The organism is Streptococcus mitis (assembly GCF_000722695.1).
Lineage (GTDB): Bacteria > Bacillota > Bacilli > Lactobacillales > Streptococcaceae > Streptococcus > Streptococcus mitis_O.
Map to the genome: position 1 here is coordinate 17,017 of NZ_JPFU01000016.1, position 18,870 is coordinate 35,886.

General features: G+C 40.4%; 19 protein-coding genes, 1 pseudogene and 1 riboswitch. Of the genes and pseudogenes, 2 read left to right on the forward strand and 18 right to left on the reverse strand.

Annotation, left to right across the window (positions count from 1 at the left end; genetic code table 11):
- Nucleotides 1-290: 290 nt before the first annotated feature.
- Nucleotides 291-572, forward strand: a pseudogene (locus SK629_RS10590) (tRNA-dihydrouridine synthase); the annotation flags it as partial.
- A gap of 70 nt (nt 573-642) precedes the next feature.
- Here the strand turns inward: SK629_RS10590 and SK629_RS10595 are convergent.
- Nucleotides 643-1,314 (reverse strand): hypothetical protein, encoded by a 672-nt coding sequence (locus SK629_RS10595; RefSeq protein ID WP_042901845.1) that lies wholly within the window; start codon nt 1,312-1,314, stop codon nt 643-645.
- Between the two features lie 304 nt (nt 1,315-1,618).
- Between SK629_RS10595 and SK629_RS10600 the strand changes: the two genes are divergently transcribed.
- Nucleotides 1,619-1,849 (forward strand): hypothetical protein, encoded by a 231-nt coding sequence (locus tag SK629_RS10600; protein ID WP_042901846.1) that lies wholly within the window; start codon nt 1,619-1,621, stop codon nt 1,847-1,849.
- Nucleotides 1,850-1,922: 73 nt separating this feature from the next.
- On the opposite strand, the gene SK629_RS10605 is transcribed toward SK629_RS10600, so the two are convergent.
- The 17 genes from SK629_RS10605 to SK629_RS10685 all read right to left on the reverse strand — a co-directional run bounded on the left by SK629_RS10605 (nt 1,923) and on the right by SK629_RS10685 (nt 18,862).
- On the reverse strand, nt 1,923-2,696 hold the full coding sequence (locus SK629_RS10605; RefSeq protein ID WP_080710314.1) for an NUDIX domain-containing protein: 774 nt from the start codon (nt 2,694-2,696) through the stop codon (nt 1,923-1,925).
- Between the two features lies 1 nt (nt 2,697).
- Complete coding sequence (gene pnuC / locus SK629_RS10610; protein ID WP_042901847.1) at nt 2,698-3,477, reverse strand: nicotinamide riboside transporter PnuC; 780 nt, start codon at nt 3,475-3,477, stop codon at nt 2,698-2,700.
- Nucleotides 3,478-3,486: 9 nt separating this feature from the next.
- Complete coding sequence (locus SK629_RS10615) at nt 3,487-4,545, reverse strand: AAA family ATPase (protein WP_042901848.1); 1,059 nt, start codon at nt 4,543-4,545, stop codon at nt 3,487-3,489.
- 147 nt (nt 4,546-4,692) lie between these two features.
- Complete coding sequence (locus SK629_RS10620; RefSeq protein WP_042901849.1) at nt 4,693-7,125, reverse strand: ATP-dependent Clp protease ATP-binding subunit; 2,433 nt, start codon at nt 7,123-7,125, stop codon at nt 4,693-4,695.
- Between the two features lies 1 nt (nt 7,126).
- Nucleotides 7,127-7,585, reverse strand: a complete 459-nt coding sequence (locus SK629_RS10625) for a CtsR family transcriptional regulator (RefSeq protein WP_042901850.1) — start codon at nt 7,583-7,585, stop codon at nt 7,127-7,129.
- A 118-nt stretch (nt 7,586-7,703) separates the two neighbouring features.
- Nucleotides 7,704-8,432: an ABC transporter ATP-binding protein gene (locus SK629_RS10630; protein WP_042901851.1), complete on the reverse strand. Its 729-nt coding sequence runs from the start codon at nt 8,430-8,432 to the stop codon at nt 7,704-7,706.
- The gene (locus SK629_RS10635) at nt 8,432-9,439 is read right to left on the reverse strand and encodes an ABC transporter substrate-binding protein (protein WP_042901882.1); all 1,008 of its coding nucleotides are present in this window, start codon (nt 9,437-9,439) and stop codon (nt 8,432-8,434) included. Before SK629_RS10635 ends, SK629_RS10630 begins: the two co-directional genes overlap by 1 nt.
- A 37-nt stretch (nt 9,440-9,476) precedes the next feature.
- Complete coding sequence (locus tag SK629_RS10640) at nt 9,477-10,235, reverse strand: ABC transporter permease (protein WP_200872350.1); 759 nt, start codon at nt 10,233-10,235, stop codon at nt 9,477-9,479.
- Nucleotides 10,198-10,488 (reverse strand): thiamine-binding protein, encoded by a 291-nt coding sequence (locus SK629_RS10645; protein ID WP_042901884.1) that lies wholly within the window; start codon nt 10,486-10,488, stop codon nt 10,198-10,200. The genes SK629_RS10640 and SK629_RS10645 overlap by 38 nt, the downstream gene beginning before the upstream one ends.
- A gap of 69 nt (nt 10,489-10,557) precedes the next feature.
- Nucleotides 10,558-10,660: riboswitch (TPP riboswitch) on the reverse strand.
- Between the two features lie 81 nt (nt 10,661-10,741).
- Nucleotides 10,742-11,860, reverse strand: coding sequence for a choline binding-anchored murein hydrolase CbpD (gene cbpD, locus SK629_RS10650; protein WP_042901852.1), 1,119 nt, complete (start codon nt 11,858-11,860; stop codon nt 10,742-10,744).
- 193 nt (nt 11,861-12,053) lie between these two features.
- Complete coding sequence (locus tag SK629_RS10655; RefSeq protein WP_000128619.1) at nt 12,054-12,320, reverse strand: Veg family protein; 267 nt, start codon at nt 12,318-12,320, stop codon at nt 12,054-12,056.
- The gene (dnaB, locus tag SK629_RS10660) at nt 12,317-13,675 is read right to left on the reverse strand and encodes a replicative DNA helicase (RefSeq protein ID WP_042901853.1); all 1,359 of its coding nucleotides are present in this window, start codon (nt 13,673-13,675) and stop codon (nt 12,317-12,319) included. Before dnaB ends, SK629_RS10655 begins: the two co-directional genes overlap by 4 nt.
- 43 nt (nt 13,676-13,718) lie before the next feature.
- Nucleotides 13,719-14,171 (reverse strand): 50S ribosomal protein L9, encoded by a 453-nt coding sequence (rplI, locus tag SK629_RS10665; protein WP_000864214.1) that lies wholly within the window; start codon nt 14,169-14,171, stop codon nt 13,719-13,721.
- On the reverse strand, nt 14,168-16,141 hold the full coding sequence (locus SK629_RS10670) for a DHH family phosphoesterase (RefSeq protein ID WP_042901854.1): 1,974 nt from the start codon (nt 16,139-16,141) through the stop codon (nt 14,168-14,170). Before SK629_RS10670 ends, rplI begins: the two co-directional genes overlap by 4 nt.
- Nucleotides 16,142-16,276: 135 nt before the next feature.
- Complete coding sequence (hpf, locus tag SK629_RS10675; RefSeq protein ID WP_004255322.1) at nt 16,277-16,825, reverse strand: ribosome hibernation-promoting factor, HPF/YfiA family; 549 nt, start codon at nt 16,823-16,825, stop codon at nt 16,277-16,279.
- A 79-nt stretch (nt 16,826-16,904) separates the two neighbouring features.
- Complete coding sequence (locus SK629_RS10680; RefSeq protein WP_042901855.1) at nt 16,905-17,567, reverse strand: ComF family protein; 663 nt, start codon at nt 17,565-17,567, stop codon at nt 16,905-16,907.
- On the reverse strand, nt 17,564-18,862 hold the full coding sequence (locus SK629_RS10685; protein ID WP_042901856.1) for a DEAD/DEAH box helicase: 1,299 nt from the start codon (nt 18,860-18,862) through the stop codon (nt 17,564-17,566). The genes SK629_RS10680 and SK629_RS10685 overlap by 4 nt, the downstream gene beginning before the upstream one ends.
- Between the last annotated feature and the right edge of the window lie 8 nt (nt 18,863-18,870).

An 18,870-nucleotide genomic window follows, 5' to 3' on the forward strand; every position in this document is an offset into this window, starting at 1 on the left:
CTTGATGATTTGCAAAGCTTCCCAGATTATGGACTTGTCTAACTATCCACTCATTCTCATGTTTATCTACGGTGATTCCACTATACGTTCGGTTAAATATTGAAAATGAAAAATAAAAAAGAAAATAAATAACAAAATCAAAGAAAATCGAAACATTTTTGACTTCATTGTTTGTAGCACTCCATATTTCACTTGATATTGATGTTTATTCTACCATTTTTTCATTCAATAAGACAGGTTTTATAGTTAAATTTATTCTTTTTTCTTTCGATATATAACTGATACAATCTTCTACCATGGGAAATCCTTACCTCTTCAACCAAATCAACCATTACTTTGAAATAGGAGAAATCCTCCATGATTTGACCTTTGAAGATAAGATGAAAATCGCCTACGAGCACTTGAAACGCTTGATTAACCTCAAAGGGGAAAATGTCGCAGTTCGTGAGTTCCGTGGCCTCGCTCCTCACTACCTCCGTGGAACATCTGGCGCTGCCAAACTCCGTGGAGCCATTTCACAAGCTAGCACTCTGGCAGAGATTGAATCTCTCTTGCAGTTGGATAAGGATTAAAAGTTTAAAACCCGTAACTCTCTTAAAGTTGACGGGTTTTTGATTGTAAAAATTCAAATACTGAACGTTATTATTGATTCAAAGCAACACTGGAAACCTTGCCATCCGCTCCTGTTGTAATTTGGATGATTTTTCCTCCACCGATTTTGGCATTATACTTGCCATCATCAAGAGTATAAGAATAACCTCTGATAGAGTAGTTTTCTTTCTTTCCATCAGCAGATTCTACTGTGAATTGACCTCCTGATGAAACTGTAATGGTTTCACCATTGGCTCCCTTCCAATTGCCCGCTGCAGCTGAGAAATCACCATCTACCATGGTTAAAACACCCTTGTAGCGTTTATTTTGCTCTGCTTGCTTGTCTTGAAGTTTGCGGTCAGTTGTAGAATCATAGCTTGATTGATTAGACTGAGCTTGAGGAGCCTGTTGAGTTGAAGAAGCCTGAACAGGAGTTTGTTGACTAGCTGCTTGTTGATTAGACACCTCTTGACCTTGTCTTTGCTCTGGTGCAGGTGCCGCTTGTGATGGTGTCGCAGTTGCTGAAGACTGGTCAGTAGACGCCTTAGTTTTTTCAGATGAAGCTGAACTTGAGGACTTCTGAGTCTTGCTTTCTTTGCTAGAAGAAGCTACTTTAGAATTTGATGATTGGCTTGTCTTAGCAGAACTGCTTGCTTGAGTTGTTTCCTTTTTATTTCCACAAGCTCCTAATAGCAAGGTAGAAGCCAATACAGTTGCTGCCATCAATTTGATATAGGTTTTTTTTTCATTTTTCTACTCCTTTGTAATATTTTAGAAATATAAAGAAATCTTTTTGTAATATAATTGTAACATTAGGATTTAAATATGTCAACAATTTATCTAAACTATTTTAAAAATCTCACATCATTTAGATTCATTTACTCCTCCTACTCTTCTATTCGTAATCTAATAGAAAAACAGGAGATTTTCCTGTTAAAAATTTAAATTTATTTTGTGTAATCGCTTGCATTTTTTAAGTACAAATGGATATAATAACATTGAAATAGAATATAGGAGGTGCATTCTTATGCTAAATAAGTATTTCAAGTATCTTCCTTGGTTAATTTTGGGAGCTATTGGCTCTTATCAATCAGCCACTTACTATGCGCGAACTGCATTTGATGTCTTCTATCTGACTACAATCTTTTTGATTGTCTATATCGCTTTGTTATTTTTACATGAGAACTATCTCAAGTATCGATACAAAGACTTTTTTACTCACATGTTGAGTAATCCTAAGAGAAATAGCCATTCATAAAAATAGTCGCAACAGAAAAGCCATCTCATGATGGTACATAAAGAGGTCGGGAACTTTGTCTCGACCTCGTTTTTTATTTCAATCGATAGGTTTTTCTTGGTTTCTTTTTAGGCACTCGTTTGAGTCCGACTTCTTCTACATATTCGCCGTATTTTACGAGAAAGTTATTGCTGACGATTGGTCGACCTGGATTGATGAGATTGACCAGTTCGGTTCCCTCGTAGACAGTGAACTCCTCCTCTAGCAGATAGAGGAAGGTCGGGTTCCAGTCGAGACGCCCTTGGATTCGTTTGATGGATTCTTGGATAATGGCATAATGGTCAAAAGCGAAGGCTTGCTCCTCCAGCTCGCCCCCCTCTAGGAAACATTTTCCCGTCTGAAAATCGACATCTACGAAAACGATATCCTTGGCATCGTCTCCTGCTTGAACAAGTTCTAATGCACGACTAGGCAAATAAACCAAGTGGGCAATGGTCACTGTCCAGCCCCGTGGGTCACGACCGGGGGTAGATACTGTCATCAATTGTTCAATTTTTTCTAAAGGAAGATCAAGATTGATTTCTTCTCTTACCTCACGCTGACAAGCATGTGCTGCATCTTCTCCCTTGTCCATAAAACCTCCAACCAAGGCCAAACAGTTTTGATAAGGATGAGCCTTGCGACGAATTAATAAAAGCTTGATTTTTCCTTCGATAAAGCAGTAGGCTACCATATCCACCGTCACACTTGGTTTTTCGTATTGAGGAAGTTCCTGCTTGTAGTACCAATCCAAAAATTCCTCCTGACTTGCATGAATTTCAAAATATTCTCTTTCCGTCATCCCTGCTGTAATCATTGTGTCCATCATTTTATGCCTCCTTACGAACTGCCTTGGTCCATTGGTACCAACCTACTAGACTATTGAGTGTGTAAACCCAGTACATCCCTTGGATGTGGATATTTTCACCCCACCAGAGGTAAATACTAAAGAGATTGGTTGCAATCCAGAAAATCCATTGCTCACGGTAGAGACGAGTCATCAAGAGCTGGCCAACACCATTGGTCGCATCGGTAACACTATCACGGAAAGGGCGAGCACTATGGATACTTTGGTAAGCCAAGCCCATACCAATCCAGATGATAGCAGTCAAGGCTAAGTACTTGAGCCAGTCAAAAACAGATAATTTCTTAGCTTCAAAGTGAGATTCTTCTGCTTTTTCTTGTTCATTGATACGATTTGATAACCAAGCATAGAGACCAATCGGTTGCATGACAAAGAAGTAAACGGTCGTCAAAACTTCGCCATAAAAAGTTGCATTCATGGCCAAGATCAAGTAGATTGCTGAGTTAATGGCCCCAAAGAGATAATTGCTTGCACGCCCTTCTGCTACCAAGATGACACAGACAATACCAGTCCAAGATGCAAACAAGCTCATCCAGTCATGACTTTCTGTATTTTGCGTGAATTCCAAGATCAAGGGAACACTTGACAAGGCGATGAGATACAACCACTGGAAGAGACTACGGCCTACAAAGAGATCTTTCCAGAGCAGGTGCATAATTCCTGCAAAACCGATCTTGCGGGCTTCTGCATGGACATTTTTAAAGTTTTCGATAAATTGTGTGATTTTTTCAGTTAGTTTTTTCATATTTTTCTCCTAATCTGCTTGGTAAATGGCGTCAATAGCCACTTTTGCTGCTTCATAATTACCTAGATAATCCTCCGCTAGATAAACTAGAGGAATGGTGGTTAAATATCGCTCTCTCATCTGGTCCAAATGCTGGGAAAAACTATGACGAATATGGTCTTCTGCCATAGTCATATCTCTAAATCCGTCATTGACATAGGAGCCGACAGGCTGCACAAAGAGAATCAAGTCCCATTTCTCCTTAGCCAAGATCGAGGCAAAGAGATTATCAAAAGTCTCTCCCGATAAGTCCCCTCGATCCTCAGTCTCCATGTAATAATCATAGTAGCCCTTGGTTACTAAGGAGTTGGTGTCTGCTATCACCAGTCCCCTATTGGCATTGCTATCGATTAACTTTGAGGTCTGGTCGTACTGCCCCAAGAGCAGATAATAGTAATCCTTTGGAGTCAATTCATCATCACGGATGTTATTTTTAATCTGGTACTCACGCGCGTATTCCAGACTGACGGGCGCATCATAATATCTGGCCAAATCTTTGGCTAGAGTGGTCTTCCCATTACTGGCACTTCCCATAATCAACACTTTCTTGGTAAACTGACGTCGGAAAGGTTGAGCGATGTATTTCCAATATTTGCTTGGATTGTCTCGAATCATAGTCGCTGAAATACCAAACTTTCTTTCTTGCAAGACAGTCTCAAAGCCACGATTAGATAATTCTTGCTGGTAGTCTGCCTCTCCCACAAAGAAGATTAGTTCTTGCTGGTTTTCATCATAGGAAATCTCTGCTAACATCTGATTCAACCACTCCTGCCAGCCCATAGGGTAACGGGGAAGATTGGTTTCATCTAACTTGCAGACAGAGGTTAACTCATCATCCCGAAAAGCCTCTCGAATATAGCGAAACCTTTTTTGCAATGTTAAACCTACCTGCTCCCCTCGGTCTCCCTCGTAGCCTGAAACGACTATCCAGACCTGGTCACACTGTCGCTTGGCTCGCTGAATCAGATCGATATGACCTTGATGAAGCGGAGCAAAGGTTCCAAATACCACTGCTGTTTTCTTTTTCATAAACGTATAACCTTTTTATATTTTTTGATATTTTCATGATATATATTTTTATTATAAACTATATTTTTGTTTTGTCAATAGTTTTTTATTATTTTTTATAAAAAACTAGCAAAAAAGAGAACCAAGATTGCTCCTGATTCTCCATTTTTATGCAATATCAAATTTTAACTGGCCTGCTTTGACACCAATCTTAAGTGTACTACCTGCCACTAATTCTCCCTTAAGAAGAAGTTCTGCCAACTTGTCTTCCACTTCTGTTTGCAGGGTTCTGCGAAGTGGACGAGCTCCCATCTCTGGATCATATCCTTGATTTGCCAACAATTTCAGTGCTGAAGCTTGTAATTTCAAGTCAATGCCTTTTTCAGCCAAACTTGCCACTAAAGGTTTAACCATAATCTTCACTACTTCCTGCATATGGTCGCTAGACAGGCTATGGAAGACCACCTTTTCATCAATACGGTTGATAAACTCAGGTCTATAAGCCTTTTTCAACTCTTCAAACATGCGTTTTTCCATATTCTCTTGGTCAAAACGAATATCCTTGGCCCCAAAACCAACAGTCTTATCATCACGAAGGGCTGTCGCACCAAGGTTTGACGTCATGATGATAATGGTATTTGAAAAGTCAACCTTGCGTCCCTTACTATCTGTCAAAACACCATCGTCCAGAACCTGCAAGAGGACATTAAAGATGTCTGGGTGGGCCTTTTCTACTTCGTCAAAGAGGAGAACGGAATAAGGTTTGTTGCGAACCTTCTCGGTCAACTCCCCACCTTCTTCGTAGCCCACATAACCCGGAGGAGCTCCGTTGAGACGACTGGCTGCGAATTTCTCCATATACTCACTCATATCAAAGCGGATAAGGGCTGATTCGTCATCAAAAAGAACTTCTGCTAGAGCCTTAGCCAATTCGGTCTTCCCGACACCTGTAGGCCCTAGGAACATAAAGGAACCAATCGGACGCTTGTGACTGCGAATCCCTGACTGGTTGCGACGAATGGCACGGCTAATACTTGAAACAGCTTGATTTTGACCGATGACACGTTTGTGCAGTTCAGCTTCCAAGTTCAAGTATTTCTTAGCATCTGTTTGCGTCAGTTTTTGAACTGGAATACCTGACAAGCGACTCAAGGTGGTCAAAATATCAGACTCTGTCACCAAGTCTTTATAGACAGGCACTTCCTCTTCTTTTACGATTAGCTGGGCTGCCTGTTTCCACTTACCATCCATCAAGGCCTTGTCAGCTGAACTCAAGCCAGAATCGTCTGCTTTCACATGCTTAGCCTTATTTTGCACTGTTGCTGCCGCTTCATCTAAGAGGTCGATAGCAGAGTCTGGCAAGTGACGACTAGTCAAGTAACGATGGGCCATCTTAACCGCTGTTTCAACCGCTTCATCTGTGATTTGCACACGGTGATGCTTCTCATAAGTCGCCTTCAAGCCTTGTAAAATGGTCATGCTGTCTGCCACACTTGGTTCTTCAATCGTCACTTTGGCGAAACGACGAGAAAGGGCTGCATCTTTTTCGATATGTTTTTGGTATTCTTCCTGAGTGGTCGCACCAACCGTTCTCAAAGTTCCACGCGCCAAGGCTGGTTTCAAGATATTGGCTGCATCCAGAGTTGAATCAATCCCACTACCAGAACCCATGATAGTATGAAGTTCATCGATAAAGAGGATGACTTGGCCATCTTCTTCAATATCCTTGATGATATTGTTCATGCGCTCTTCAAAATCACCACGGAAACGTGTCCCAGCGACAACATTCATCAAATCAAGCTCTAACACGCGCATCTTAGCCATTTCCGCAGGTACATCACCACTAGCAATACGCTGGGCGAGCCCAAGCGCCAAGGCTGTTTTCCCGACACCAGCATCACCAACCAAGACAGGATTATTCTTGGTTTTACGGCTCAAGATTTGAATCATACGCGAGATTTCCTTATCCCGACCGATGACTGGTTCCAACTTGCCAGAACGCGCTTGCTCTGTCAAATCATGCGTATAGTCCTCGAGACCACCACTCGGAGTCTGGGGCATGCCCATCATGTTAGCCATAGAATTTTGCTTATCAGCTACTGTACGATGGCGTTGGCGTAAAGCCTTGAGATCTTCACGAGTCCAGCCTGCACGTTCTTCCAGATTTCGACGAAGGGCAGCAATCTTGACCTGATCTTTCTTATCTTCATAAGAAAAACCAGCTCTCTCCAAGATACGAGTCGCCAAGGCATTGCCATCATGCAAAATCGCGTAAAGGACATGCTCTGTCCCTAGCACCTTAGCATGGACCACTGACGCTACATACTCTGCTTCGTCAAAAAGAACCTGCAAACGATGGGAGAACGGCAATTCCGTAAAGGTTTCATCCTGGCTATAGTCCGTTTCAGTCAGTTCCAAAGCCACCTCTTCTAAACGATCCATCTCATATGGATAATCATTTAAAGTCGCCCCTGCCACACTATAACTGTGATTGGACATGGCAATCAACAAGTGCCAAGACTCTAGGTAACGAGCTCCAAAATGGCCAGCAACCATGTAGGCACTTTCGATACATTCATTCAATGCTTTTGAATAGTTCATCTTACTTCCCTTTTCTATCTACCTCTTGTATAACCTGTCGTAGCATATTAGCTCGAAGGACTGGAGCTTCTTCTCCTAGAACGCGATCCAAAGCTACTGCCATCAGCAAATTCATCTCCTGCTTGGTCATCAATTCCTGCTCAACCAAAAGTTGCAGAATATCCTCATAAATTTCTTGACTGACTCGCTCACCAATCGAGTAAAGCAGCTCCCTGAGCATTTCATGATGACTAGAAAACTCAATCCGTCCTATGCGAATGTAGCCTCCGCCACCACGCTTACTTTCAACCAAGTAGCCTCTACTTTCCGTAAAGCGTGTCTTGATCACGTAGTTAATCTGACTAGGAACAACTTGGAAGGTATCTGCCAACTGACTCCGTTGCAACTCCACAATACCAGATTGATCTAAAATTGCCTTGATGTAGGCCTCAATATGATCCGATGTATTTTTAAATCTCATTACAAACCCACCTCTCTCTTTGAACCTTGACTATCTTTGACTATTATACCGAAATTTTCTCATTTTTAAAAGAAAAAGGGCGCTGGTAAAGGATAATCTTCACCAACTCCCTATTTTTTTACTTATCTAAGCCTAATTCTGCCAATATTTGACGTTTGTAGGCAATCTTTTGGACTTCCTTGTCCTCATCTCCCGACCAATCTAGTTTAATTTCTGAAACAATCTGCCCGGGGCGGTTTTTCAAGATATAGATGCGGTCGCTGAGATTGAGGGCCTCCTCGATACTATGCGTGATGATTAAGGTTGTTAGATGCAACTGCCTGTGAATCTCAAGGTACCAAGCGTGGAGTTCCATCTTGGTCATCTCATCCAAGGCGCTGAAGGCCTCGTCTAAGAGAAAGAGTTTGTGCCCGAAAAGGTAGGTTCGAAGCAAGGCTACACGCTGGCGCATCCCACCACTAAGTTCATGAGGATACTTGTCCCGTACAGCTGTCAACTGGAAGGTCGCAAGGATTTCATCCGCTTGGGCAATAGCTTCCGCCTTATCCACTTTTTGAATCAAGAGGGGCAGAATAATATTGCCTAGCACAGTCTTGTGCTCCAAGAGCAGATCCTTTTGCAACATATAACTCACGCGCCCCTTAGGATTTTCTTCACCATCCAGAACAATTCGCCCTGACTGAACTTCTAAAATCCCAGCGATTAGGTTAAAGAGGGTGGTTTTTCCAACACCACTTGGACCTAAGATAGAAACCACTTCACCTGAAGTCACCTGCAGGTTGATACCCTCTAAAATCCTATCTTGTCCGTAGGCATAACTAACGTGTTCTAGTCTAATTTCTGTCATTATTTCACAAAATCGTTAGTGAAGCCTTTGTCTGTCAAATCTTCTTTAAGGATACCATTTTCTTTATCCCATTTGTAGAAGGCATTCCAGCGAGCTGCATCAAATTGACCCCACTTTTCCTTGTCGCTTGCGTATTCTTTTGACAAGTATTTTTGAGATTCGATGACAAAGTCACGTTTTTCCTGAAGTTCAGGTGCATTCTTGATGAGGATATCTGCTGCTTCCTCTGGATGCTCCATGGCATATTGGTAGCCTTTTTTGATAGCTTGGATGACTTTACGAGCTTCTTCTTTATTGTCTTTCAGATAGTCGTTGTTTGCGATGATAACTGGTGAATAGTAGTCAAACTCCTTGACGTAGTCTTTCAAGTACATAAAGTTAGCCTCTACGCCTTGAGATTTAGCAAGGATACCATCCCAACCGTAGTAAATCCAAGCAGTGTCAAAGACCCCATTGGCAATCGGTGTGATAGAGTTTGAGTCGTTATTTGGTACTTTTTCAACCTTCTCAAAGTCCCCACCTTGTGATTCTACCAAGGTTTTCAACATAGCAAGTTCAGTTGGGTCATTCCAAGTTCCGTATTTCTTACCAACCAAGTCCTTTGGACTGCTTACATTGTCAGATTTACGAGAAATAATTCCTGATGTATTGTGTTCAACAATAGCTGCAACGGCAGTAATTCCTGCACCTTTTTCTAACTTCTTAGCCATGTAGTCTTGGAAATACACTGCAAATGGCGCCTTACCATTGATCACCAAGTCAGAAGAGCTTTCTTCTGGTGGCAGTTTCAAATCAACATCCACTCCAGCTTCTTTGAAATAACCTTTTTCCTTGGCAACATAAAGTCCAGTGTGGTTGGTATTTGGCGTCCAGTCTAGGATAAAATCAATCTTCTTGAGTTCTGCTTCCTTATTGTCCTTAGAAGCAGTCCCTTGACCACAAGCCACAAGCACAACAGCTACAAAAGCTGTTACAAGCGTTAAAAACACTTTCCATGTTTTTTTCATTTTGATTTCCTCTTTTCTTTTTTGAAACATTCTACTTCTACGAACGTTTCCATTTAATAACATATTTTTCACTAATATCGACCAATTTCATACCCAAAAGACTGATAATCGATACCAGAATAATAATAGCAAACATGGTATCATACTGAAACAGTTTCTTGGACTGAATCATATAAACACCAAGACCCTCAAAGCCTCCTAGCCACTCAGATACCACTGTTGTGATGAAAGCGTAGGAAACACTGACCCTCAGACCTGCATAAAAGTAAGGCAGGCTGACTGGAATTTTAAAATGCCAAAGGATTTGCCAATGCTTGGCCCGCATCAGACTAAACAAGGTCAGCATATCCTTGTCACAATGCCTAAAACCGTCCAAAATGCTGACGATGATAGGAAAGGTTGTCGTCAGGATAATCAAGACAATCTTGGGCAAAATCCCATAACCGAGCCACAAGACCAGAATAGGAGCTATTGCAATGGTCGGAATAGTCTGAACGACCACCATCATAGGGTAAATCAGGTCATTGAGCCAAGTCAAACTGTCCATAAGCACAGCCATGAAACAGGCAGTCAAGACTCCCAAAACCAGCCCCAGTAAAGCCACTCTCAAGGTCGCCCAGCTATGGTGCCAGAGAAATTCTCTGTCACGAACAAAGGCCTGGAGAATTTCAAGAGGTGTCGGCAGGATAAACTTGGGGAGCAGTTTAAGAAAACCTGCTAACTGCCAGATTGACAAGACTCCGAGAAAGCCCAATAGACTAATGTGTCGTCTCAGTATACTTTTCAAGTTTCTCATCAATACTTAAAATCTCTCCTACATTTATTTTGACATTGGCAAAGACATTATCTGCCTCCTGCCCAGCCACTTCTAGCGATTCTTTAAGAATGCGCATGAGCTCAGCAAACTCCCCTTCCAAGACCGTTTCAAATGGTGTCACTACCATGGTCACTTCTTGAGCTTGCAGATAAGCAATAACCTGATCGATAACAGCTATCCGATCAATCCCCTGTGATAGGGGTAAAACTTGCAAGGCAATGCTTGCTTTCATAACAACCTCCTCTTCTCGTTTTCCTTTGACAAAAAGAAAAACCTTTACCATATATGGAAAAGGTGCAGAATTAGACTAAGTATCGTTCCCTACGCTGGCATTACCCAGATCAGGTGCGGTCGAAGCTTAACACTTCCTCTCAGACTGTACACAGACTCCCATATATTATATGGACATATGATAGCGCAAAACAAAAAAAAGTCAAGGAAACTGCTTACAGAAAAGAGCAGGAAAAATTTCCTACTCCCATTTTCTATACTCGTTCTCCATTACTATTTACTCTGTAACCATCCACCGTCGTATTAACAGCTAAGGCGCCTGAAGAGTAAGAATAATACCACTTACCAGAGACTTGATACCATCCTGTTTTCATTGCTCCTGAACTATCCAGATAATACCACAGACCATTTTCCTTTAACCATCCTGTCTGCATTTCACCAGATGATTTCAAATAATACCAGCTAGAACCATCCTTCAACCAGCCTGTTGATTTAGAACCATTTGATTTGAAGTGATACCAACTACCATTTATTTTCTTCCAACCAACAGTTAAACTACTATTGGATCCATAGCTAGAGCTATTTCCTGATTGATTCTGATAATTCTGTGAAGAAGTCACCCCCTCTAGCTGGATATAGCGACGACTTCCGTTATAAGCCGTATAACTCAACCACTTGTATCCATCTTTTTCGAGAATTTGATCATAATGAACATTCTCCCCAGGATAATAGTAATCAATCGCAGTTGCGCTAGCTAGTGGCTGATTTTTGATAGCAGCCTTAGCCTTAAAATAATGTGTTCCCCCTGTTGAAGCTGAGGATTGACTATTCCCAACACTGCCACCAGATAAATCTTTAAAATGAATAAAACCAGTCATAGTATTGGCCTTCACGACGCGCTTGTTGTAAGATTCTCTTATTCCATAGTTATATTCTTCAATCTCAATCTCATCTCCTATTACATTTGATACCCAGGCAACATGACCATAAGTTCCTGCAGTAGACCAAGCAATAGAGCCAATAGCTGGTCTATTATCTACACGATAGCCTTCACGACGAGCACGATAGCCCCATTCATTCGCATTTCCATAAGCAGCCGGAATCTCAAAACCATTGACATTACTCAAACGAAAGGCTGCAAAAGAAGTACACTGACGAGAATACATGCGCCACTTGTCAATCTCCTGACTCCCATTTTTATAATGAGCAGGATAATCATCCCCACGCGCAATTGATCCATTCCCTCCAGAATAGGCATAGACACTATCACCCGCTGCTAGCATCAATCCTACTACTAAAAAAGGAACAACCTTTTTAACTGATTTTCTAAAAGAAAACCCTGTCTCTGTTACTTTGAATGGTAAAACTTTCATTCTTCCTCCTTGAAAATAATATAGTACTCAATGAAAATTAAAGATCAAACTAGGAAGCTAGACGCAGGCTATACTTGAGTATGGCAAGGCGAAGCTGACGTGGTTTGAATTTGATTTTCGAAGAGTATAAATCGAAGATTGCCTTCACTTAAATTATTCGGAGAAAAAAGAAAAAGTGAGAAAATTTCTCACTTTAGTCAAGATAATGAATCAAATTCTTTTCTGTAAGGATATCTGAGTAAGTAAAGGATTCAACGTAAACATTAGCTTGTTTATCTCCTTCAACGTTCCCAAATTCCACGATAAATAGGGATGGATAAACTTCAATTAGCTTACCCAATCTATTTTTTTGGCGCTTACGCCCATTTTCCAAGGTCATTTCGATTACATGACCCTCATGCGCCTTGATTTCCTCTTTAATTTTTTTCATCTTAGCTACATCTGTAAATGCATCTGTCATCTTATTTCCTCCCTTTTTGATATACTTGAAAATTTATTGTATTCTTTTTGGAAAATTAATTCCACCGTTCCGCGAGCTCCACTACGGTTTTTCTCGATAATAACTTCTACCTTATTATTTGGTATGCCTTCCTCTTCTTCACCACCACGCTCATAGTAGTCGTCGCGATAAAGAAAGGCTACGATATCAGCGTCCTGCTCAATAGACCCAGATTCACGAATATCAGACAAGACTGGCCTCTTGTCCTGACGTTGTTCTACACCACGAGAAAGCTGACTTAGAGCGATTACTGGAACTTTCAGTTCCTTAGCTAAAATTTTCAACTGACGTGAAATTTCTGAAACCTCTTGTTGACGATTTTCTCGACCAGTTCCCGTGATAAGCTGCAAGTAGTCTATCAAAATCAAACCTAGATTACCCGTTTCTTGAGCCAGTTTGCGTGAACGCGAACGAATTTCCGTGATTCGAATCCCTGGTGTATCATCGATATAGATACTTGCATTCGCTAGATTCCCTTGGGCAATGGTATATTTTTGCCATTCCTCATCGGTCAGTTGACCCGTACGGATAGAATGCGATTCCACCAAACCCTCTGCAGCTAACATACGATCCACTAGACTTTCCGCACCCATTTCGAGTGAAAAGATAGCAACCGTTTTATCCAACTTGGTCCCAATATTCTGAGCAATGTTCAAGGCAAAGGCTGTCTTACCAACCGCTGGACGAGCTGCTAGAATAATCAACTCCTCCTCGTGCAGACCAGTTGTCATATGATCCAAATCACGATAACCTGTCGCAATCCCTGTAATATCGGTCGTTTGTTGCGAGCGAGCTTCCAGATTTCCAAAGTTGACGTTCAACACATCTCGAATATTCTTAAACCCGCTTCGATTGGCATTTTCACTGACATCAATCAGCCCTTTTTCGGCCTGAGCAATAATTTCATCAACTGGTTGTGAAGCCTCGTAAGCTTGATTGACAGACTCTGTCAACTTGCCGATTAATCGCCGTAGCATGGATTTTTCAGCAACAATCTTAGCATAATACTCCGCATTAGCAGAAGTTGGCACAGAATTGACAATCTCAACCAAGTAAGACAAGCCACCAATATTCTGTAAGTCACCTTGATTATCAAGAATGGTGCGAACCGTTGTTGCATCTATAGCATCTCCACGATCCGATAAATCGACCATGGCCTGGAAAATCAAACGATGGGCATACTTAAAAAAGTCTCGAGACTCAATATATTCTCGCACAAAAACAAGCTTACTCTCATCAATAAAGATAGCTCCTAAAACAGATTGCTCAGCTAAGATATCTTGAGGTTGTATTCGTAACTCTTCTACTTCTGCCATCAGACTTCCCTTCCTTTTACAATCTTGTCAAGAAGGTGTAAATTTATCCTTCTTTCACACGAAGATTGATGACACTTGTGATATCTTGATAGATTTTCACTGGTACATCAATCAAACCAACTGCTCGAATCGGAGCTTGTACTTGGATATGACGTTTATCAATCTTAATTCCAAATTGCTTTTGCAATTCTTCTGCGATTTTCTTATTGGTAATAGAACCAAAAGTACGGCCATCTGGACCAACTTTTTCAACAAATTCTACAACAGTTTCTTCTGCTTCAAGTTGGGCTTTAATTGCTTTTGCTTCTGCAATCATCTCAGCGTGAGCTTTTTCTTCAGATTTCTGTTTACCACGAAGCTCACCTACCGCTTGAGCAGTCGCTTCTTTGGCTAGATTCTTTTTGATAAGAAAGTTTTGCGCATACCCTGTTGGTACTTCCTTAATTTCGCCTTTTTTACCTTTTCCTTTAACATCTGCTAAAAAGATTACTTTCATTCTTCTTTCTCCTTTTCCTTTATTTCATTTAATACAATTTCTGTCAGTTTTTCACCTGCTTCTGACAAGGTTAAATCCTTAATTTGAGCTGCAGCTAAATTAAAGTGGCCCCCACCGCCTAACTCTTCCATAATCCGTTGTACATTTAGTTTACTACGACTTCGAGCTGAGATAGAGATAAATCCTTGTGTATTCTTCGCAAGAACAAAACTCGCTTCAATACCTGACATAGCTAACATGGCATCTGCTGCCTTACTAATAACAACTGTATCATAACATTTCGATTCCTGAGCCTCTGCTATCAATACATCTGAACCTAATTTACGCCCTTGTAAAATCAGTTCATTGACCTCACGATATTCTTCAAAATCTGTCGCAGCAATTTCCTGGATAGCAATACTATCACTTCCTCTCGTTCTGAGATAGCTAGCAACATCAAATGTCCGACTAGTCACTCGTGAGGTGAAATTTTTAGTATCCAGCATCATACCAGCCATCAAGACACTGGCTTGCATACGACTCAGACGATTTTTCTTAGAATTCTGGAACTGAATCAATTCCGTTACCAGCTCACTGGCACTACTTGCACCACTTTCAATATAAGTGATAACTGCGTTGTCTGGGAAATCCTGATCCCTTCTGTGGTGGTCAATGACGATGGTTTGAGTAAATAAATCATAAAAATCTTTTGATAAAGTTAAAGCTGTCTTTGAATGGTCTACAAGAATCAGCAAAGAACGATTGGTCACCATCCCCATTGCCTCCTTGACAGACAACAACTTCGTAACTCCTTCTTTTTCTAAGAATGAAACAGCTCGTTCAATATCCGGAGACATTTGATCTTCATCATAAAGAGCATAGCTATTTTCAGTTATATTACTAGCAAACAACTGCATACCTACAGCAGATCCCAAAGCATCCATATCTAGATTTTTGTGACCAACTACAAAAACCTGATCTACACTCCGAATCTTATCTGAAATAGCTGTCATCATAGCACGCGTACGAGTCCGTGTACGCTTGATTGAGGCAGCAGACCCACCACCAAAATAAACTGGATTTTTCGTTTCGTCATTCTCCTTGACAACCACCTGGTCGCCACCACGTACTTCAGCCAAGTTCAAGTTGAGTAATGCAACTTTCCCTATCTCATCATGATTTCCATCACCATAAGAAAAACCCATACTTAAGGTCAATGGCAACTGTCTCTGTTTCGCCTCTTCTCTGAAAGCATCGATAACAGAAAATTTATCATTCATTAGTCCCTCAAGTACTGTATAGTCCGTAAACAGATAAAAACGATCCATACTCACTCGACGGGAGAACATGGCATATTTCCCAGCAAATTCTGAAACAAAATTAGCTACAAAACTGTTAATATGACTGATATCAGACTCTGATGTTTCATCTTCTAAATCATCGTAGTTGTCAACGGAAACGATCCCAATCACAGGTCGACTCGTTGCTAACTCAACAGTCGCTTCGTATTCTCCAGACACATCAAAGAAGTAAAGAATCCCAGATACCTTGTCCATATGAACCGAATAACGGGTCTCCCCCAAGGTAGCATAGGATCCTGGATTTCCTACCGATGCCTTGATAATTGTTTGAATTAATGCCACATCAATTTCGCCCACTTCATTAGTCAAGATCAATTCAGCATAAGGATTAAACCACTCAACTTCACCAGATGATAAGTCTAATTTAATAACCCCAACAGGCATCTGTTCTAACAAGGTTGTCAAACTATCTTCAGCTTGGTGGTTTACATACTGAATTTGTTCTACTTCACTCCTTGAGTAGTACTCTCTTTGATGAATGAATAATAAAATATATGAACCCAAAATAAGTATCAAAAGAAATAGCGTTACCAGTGTATTCGTTACAAAAACAAGTTGCACAGATAGCACTCCGAACGCCACTATTCCTAATATTAAGGGGAAAATAGGACTTACATAAAATTTTTTCATTCCAAACCTCTTGGCACCCATTATACCATAATAACCACCAAAAAGCGACTTTTTAAAAGTGTAATCAGTAATTCTATCAATTATAAGAAAAAGGAGGTTTACAAATCAGTAAACCTACCTTTACACATATTGAAATTAAGATTCTTTAACTTCTAACAAACCAATTTCTCCATCTTCACGACGATAAATCACATTAGTTGTCTGATCTTCAACATCCACATAGATAAAGAAATCATGTCCCAATAAATCCATTTGTAGAATAGCTTCTTCCAAATCCATTGGTTTTAAATCAATTTGTTTTGAACGAACAACTCTAGACTGGACAACATTTGTATCTTCCACCAAAGCATCTGTAAATAATTGACTAGTTGCTACCTTATTTTTATTTTTACGCTCGATTTTTGTTTTATTTTTACGAATCTGACGTTCAATTTTATCGGTTACAAGGTCAATTGAACCATACATATCTTGAGACACATCTTCTGCACGAAGAGTAATTGAACCAAGTGGAATCGTCACCTCCACTTTAGCAGTTTTTTCACGATACACCTTCAAGTTAACTCGAGCATCCAACTCTTGTTCAGCTTGAAAATACTTTTCGATCTTTTCGAGTTTAGAAACTACATAATCACGAATTGCTTCTGTTACTTCTAGGTTTTCACCACGGATACTATATTTAATCATATGAGTACCTTCTTTCTAAACATTTTTGTTTTTCTGATTTCATTATAACGCTTTCATTTTATTTTTGCAAATTTTTTCCTCATCTTACAAGGGAAAATGTTTTTACATCCTCAGCACCAGCATCTTCCAGCAGTTTCTTCACACGATTTATAGTTGTTCCAGTCGTATAAATATCATCTATAAGTAGGATTTTCTTAGGAATAGTAACTCCACTTTTAATAAAGAAAGGAAGTTCTGTTGCCAAGCGTTCTGAACGACTTTTAGAAGAACTAGCTCTCTCTTCTCTTTTATCTAATAAATCCAGATACTTGAAACCTGCTGCTTCAACTAAACCTTCAACCTGATTAAATCCTCTGTCAGCATATCTCTCCTTACTTAATGGAATGACTACAAATTGATACTCTTTGTACTTTTTCAACTCCTCACTTAAAAATGAAGAAAAAACTTTTCTTAAAAGGAAGTCCCCATCAAACTTATATCGACTGAAAAAATCTTTCATAGCTTGATTGTAAGTGAAAATCGCTCTATGGTAGACCTTAACTCCTTCTTTACACCAAAATTGACAATCTTTACACTTTATTGACAGTCCTATTTTCATACAGTTTGGACAGTGCTCTTCTCCAATTCTCTCAAAAATAGAATCACAGTCTGAACAAAGACAAGAGTCATCATTCCTCAAAAGCAAGAGACTACTAAAAGTTAAAACAGTCTTCATAGTCTGCCCACATAACAAACACTTCATAAGCCTGCCTCCTTGTTCATCTGCTGAATTTCCTTAATTGCCTTCTTGATTGAAGCATTTAACCCGTCATGAAAGAAAATCAAATCTCCTGTCGGTCTATCCATGCTTCGTCCAACTCGTCCACCAATCTGAATCAAGCTAGACTTAGTAAACAAACGATGGTTGGCCTCTACTACGAAAACATCCACACAAGGGAAGGTAACTCCACGCTCCAAGATTGTCGTACTGATAAGTATTGTCAGTTCTCCATCTCGAAAAGCTTGCACCTGCTCTAATCGATCTTCTGTTACAGAAGATACAAAACCAATTTTCTCATTTGGAAATTGCTCCTGTAAGATTTCTTTTAGCTGCTCCCCTTTCTTAATTTCTGATGCAAAAATGAGTAAAGGATAAGCTGTCTTTCTCTGTTTCTCAATATAAGACTTTAACTTGGGTGACAAACAATTCTTATCCAAATAGCGATTAAAATCCGATAACCAAACTGGTTTAGGAATAATCAATGGATTCCCATGGAATCGTCTAGGTAAGCTCAATCTTTTTAGTTCTCCTAAGCGAACCTTCCTATCTAACTCATCGGTCGAAGTCGCTGTTAAAAAGATTCTCATCCCATTCTCCTTTACACTATTCTTGACAGCATAGTAAAGTGTAGGATTATCAACATAAGGAAAGGCATCTACTTCATCCACTATCAGTAAATCAAAAGCTTGATAAAATTTCAATAACTGATGGGTCGTCGCAACAACTAATGGTGTTCGGAAATACGGTTCTGATTCTCCGTGTAGGAGGGCTATCTCACAAGCAAAATCATCTTGCAGGCGCTTGTACAGCTCCAAACAAACATCTATGCGAGGACTGGCCAAACATACTGCACCACCCCTATTAATCACCTTAGCCACAACTTGATAAATCATTTCTGTCTTTCCAGCACCCGTCACCGCATGTACCAAGGTTGGCTCTTGCTTATCTACTGCTTGAATCAATCCCTCTGACACCTTCTCTTGAAAAGGAGTTAATTGACCACGCCATTTAAGAACATCCTGTTTAGGAAAATCTTCCTGCGGAAAATAGTATAAAGCTTGGTCACTCCTGACTCGCTTCATCAGCAAGCACTCTCGACAATAGTAAGCACCGATGGGCAAATACCATTCTTCTAGAATAGTACTATCACAACGTTGACAGAAAAGTTTCCCCTTCTCCTTTCTCATCGCTGGAAGTTTCTCCGCCAACTGACGCTCCTCTTCTGTTAATTCATTCTCCGTAAACAAACGACCGAGATAATTTGAATTTACTTTCATACTTCTTT

Excerpts from the sequence above, each read along its gene's own strand:
- SK629_RS10595 (WP_042901845.1), bottom strand. The coding sequence starts at position 1,314 with ATGGCAGCAACTGTATTGGCTTCTACCTTGCTATTAGGAGCTTGTGGA.
- SK629_RS10600 (WP_042901846.1), top strand. The coding sequence starts at position 1,619 with ATGCTAAATAAGTATTTCAAGTATCTTCCTTGGTTAATTTTGGGAGCT.
- SK629_RS10605 (WP_080710314.1), bottom strand. The coding sequence starts at position 2,696 with ATGATGGACACAATGATTACAGCAGGGATGACGGAAAGAGAATATTTT.
- pnuC (WP_042901847.1), bottom strand. The coding sequence starts at position 3,477 with ATGAAAAAACTAACTGAAAAAATCACACAATTTATCGAAAACTTTAAA.
- SK629_RS10615 (WP_042901848.1), bottom strand. The coding sequence starts at position 4,545 with ATGAAAAAGAAAACAGCAGTGGTATTTGGAACCTTTGCTCCGCTTCAT.
- SK629_RS10620 (WP_042901849.1), bottom strand. The coding sequence starts at position 7,125 with ATGAACTATTCAAAAGCATTGAATGAATGTATCGAAAGTGCCTACATG.
- SK629_RS10625 (WP_042901850.1), bottom strand. The coding sequence starts at position 7,585 with ATGAGATTTAAAAATACATCGGATCATATTGAGGCCTACATCAAGGCA.
- SK629_RS10630 (WP_042901851.1), bottom strand. The coding sequence starts at position 8,432 with ATGACAGAAATTAGACTAGAACACGTTAGTTATGCCTACGGACAAGAT.
- SK629_RS10635 (WP_042901882.1), bottom strand. The coding sequence starts at position 9,439 with ATGAAAAAAACATGGAAAGTGTTTTTAACGCTTGTAACAGCTTTTGTA.
- SK629_RS10640 (WP_200872350.1), bottom strand. The coding sequence starts at position 10,235 with ATGAGAAACTTGAAAAGTATACTGAGACGACACATTAGTCTATTGGGC.
- SK629_RS10645 (WP_042901884.1), bottom strand. The coding sequence starts at position 10,488 with ATGAAAGCAAGCATTGCCTTGCAAGTTTTACCCCTATCACAGGGGATT.
- cbpD (WP_042901852.1), bottom strand. The coding sequence starts at position 11,860 with ATGAAAGTTTTACCATTCAAAGTAACAGAGACAGGGTTTTCTTTTAGA.
- SK629_RS10655 (WP_000128619.1), bottom strand. The coding sequence starts at position 12,320 with ATGACAGATGCATTTACAGATGTAGCTAAGATGAAAAAAATTAAAGAG.
- dnaB (WP_042901853.1), bottom strand. The coding sequence starts at position 13,675 with ATGGCAGAAGTAGAAGAGTTACGAATACAACCTCAAGATATCTTAGCT.
- rplI (WP_000864214.1), bottom strand. The coding sequence starts at position 14,171 with ATGAAAGTAATCTTTTTAGCAGATGTTAAAGGAAAAGGTAAAAAAGGC.
- SK629_RS10670 (WP_042901854.1), bottom strand. The coding sequence starts at position 16,141 with ATGAAAAAATTTTATGTAAGTCCTATTTTCCCCTTAATATTAGGAATA.
- hpf (WP_004255322.1), bottom strand. The coding sequence starts at position 16,825 with ATGATTAAATATAGTATCCGTGGTGAAAACCTAGAAGTAACAGAAGCA.
- SK629_RS10680 (WP_042901855.1), bottom strand. The coding sequence starts at position 17,567 with ATGAAGTGTTTGTTATGTGGGCAGACTATGAAGACTGTTTTAACTTTT.
- SK629_RS10685 (WP_042901856.1), bottom strand. The coding sequence starts at position 18,862 with ATGAAAGTAAATTCAAATTATCTCGGTCGTTTGTTTACGGAGAATGAA.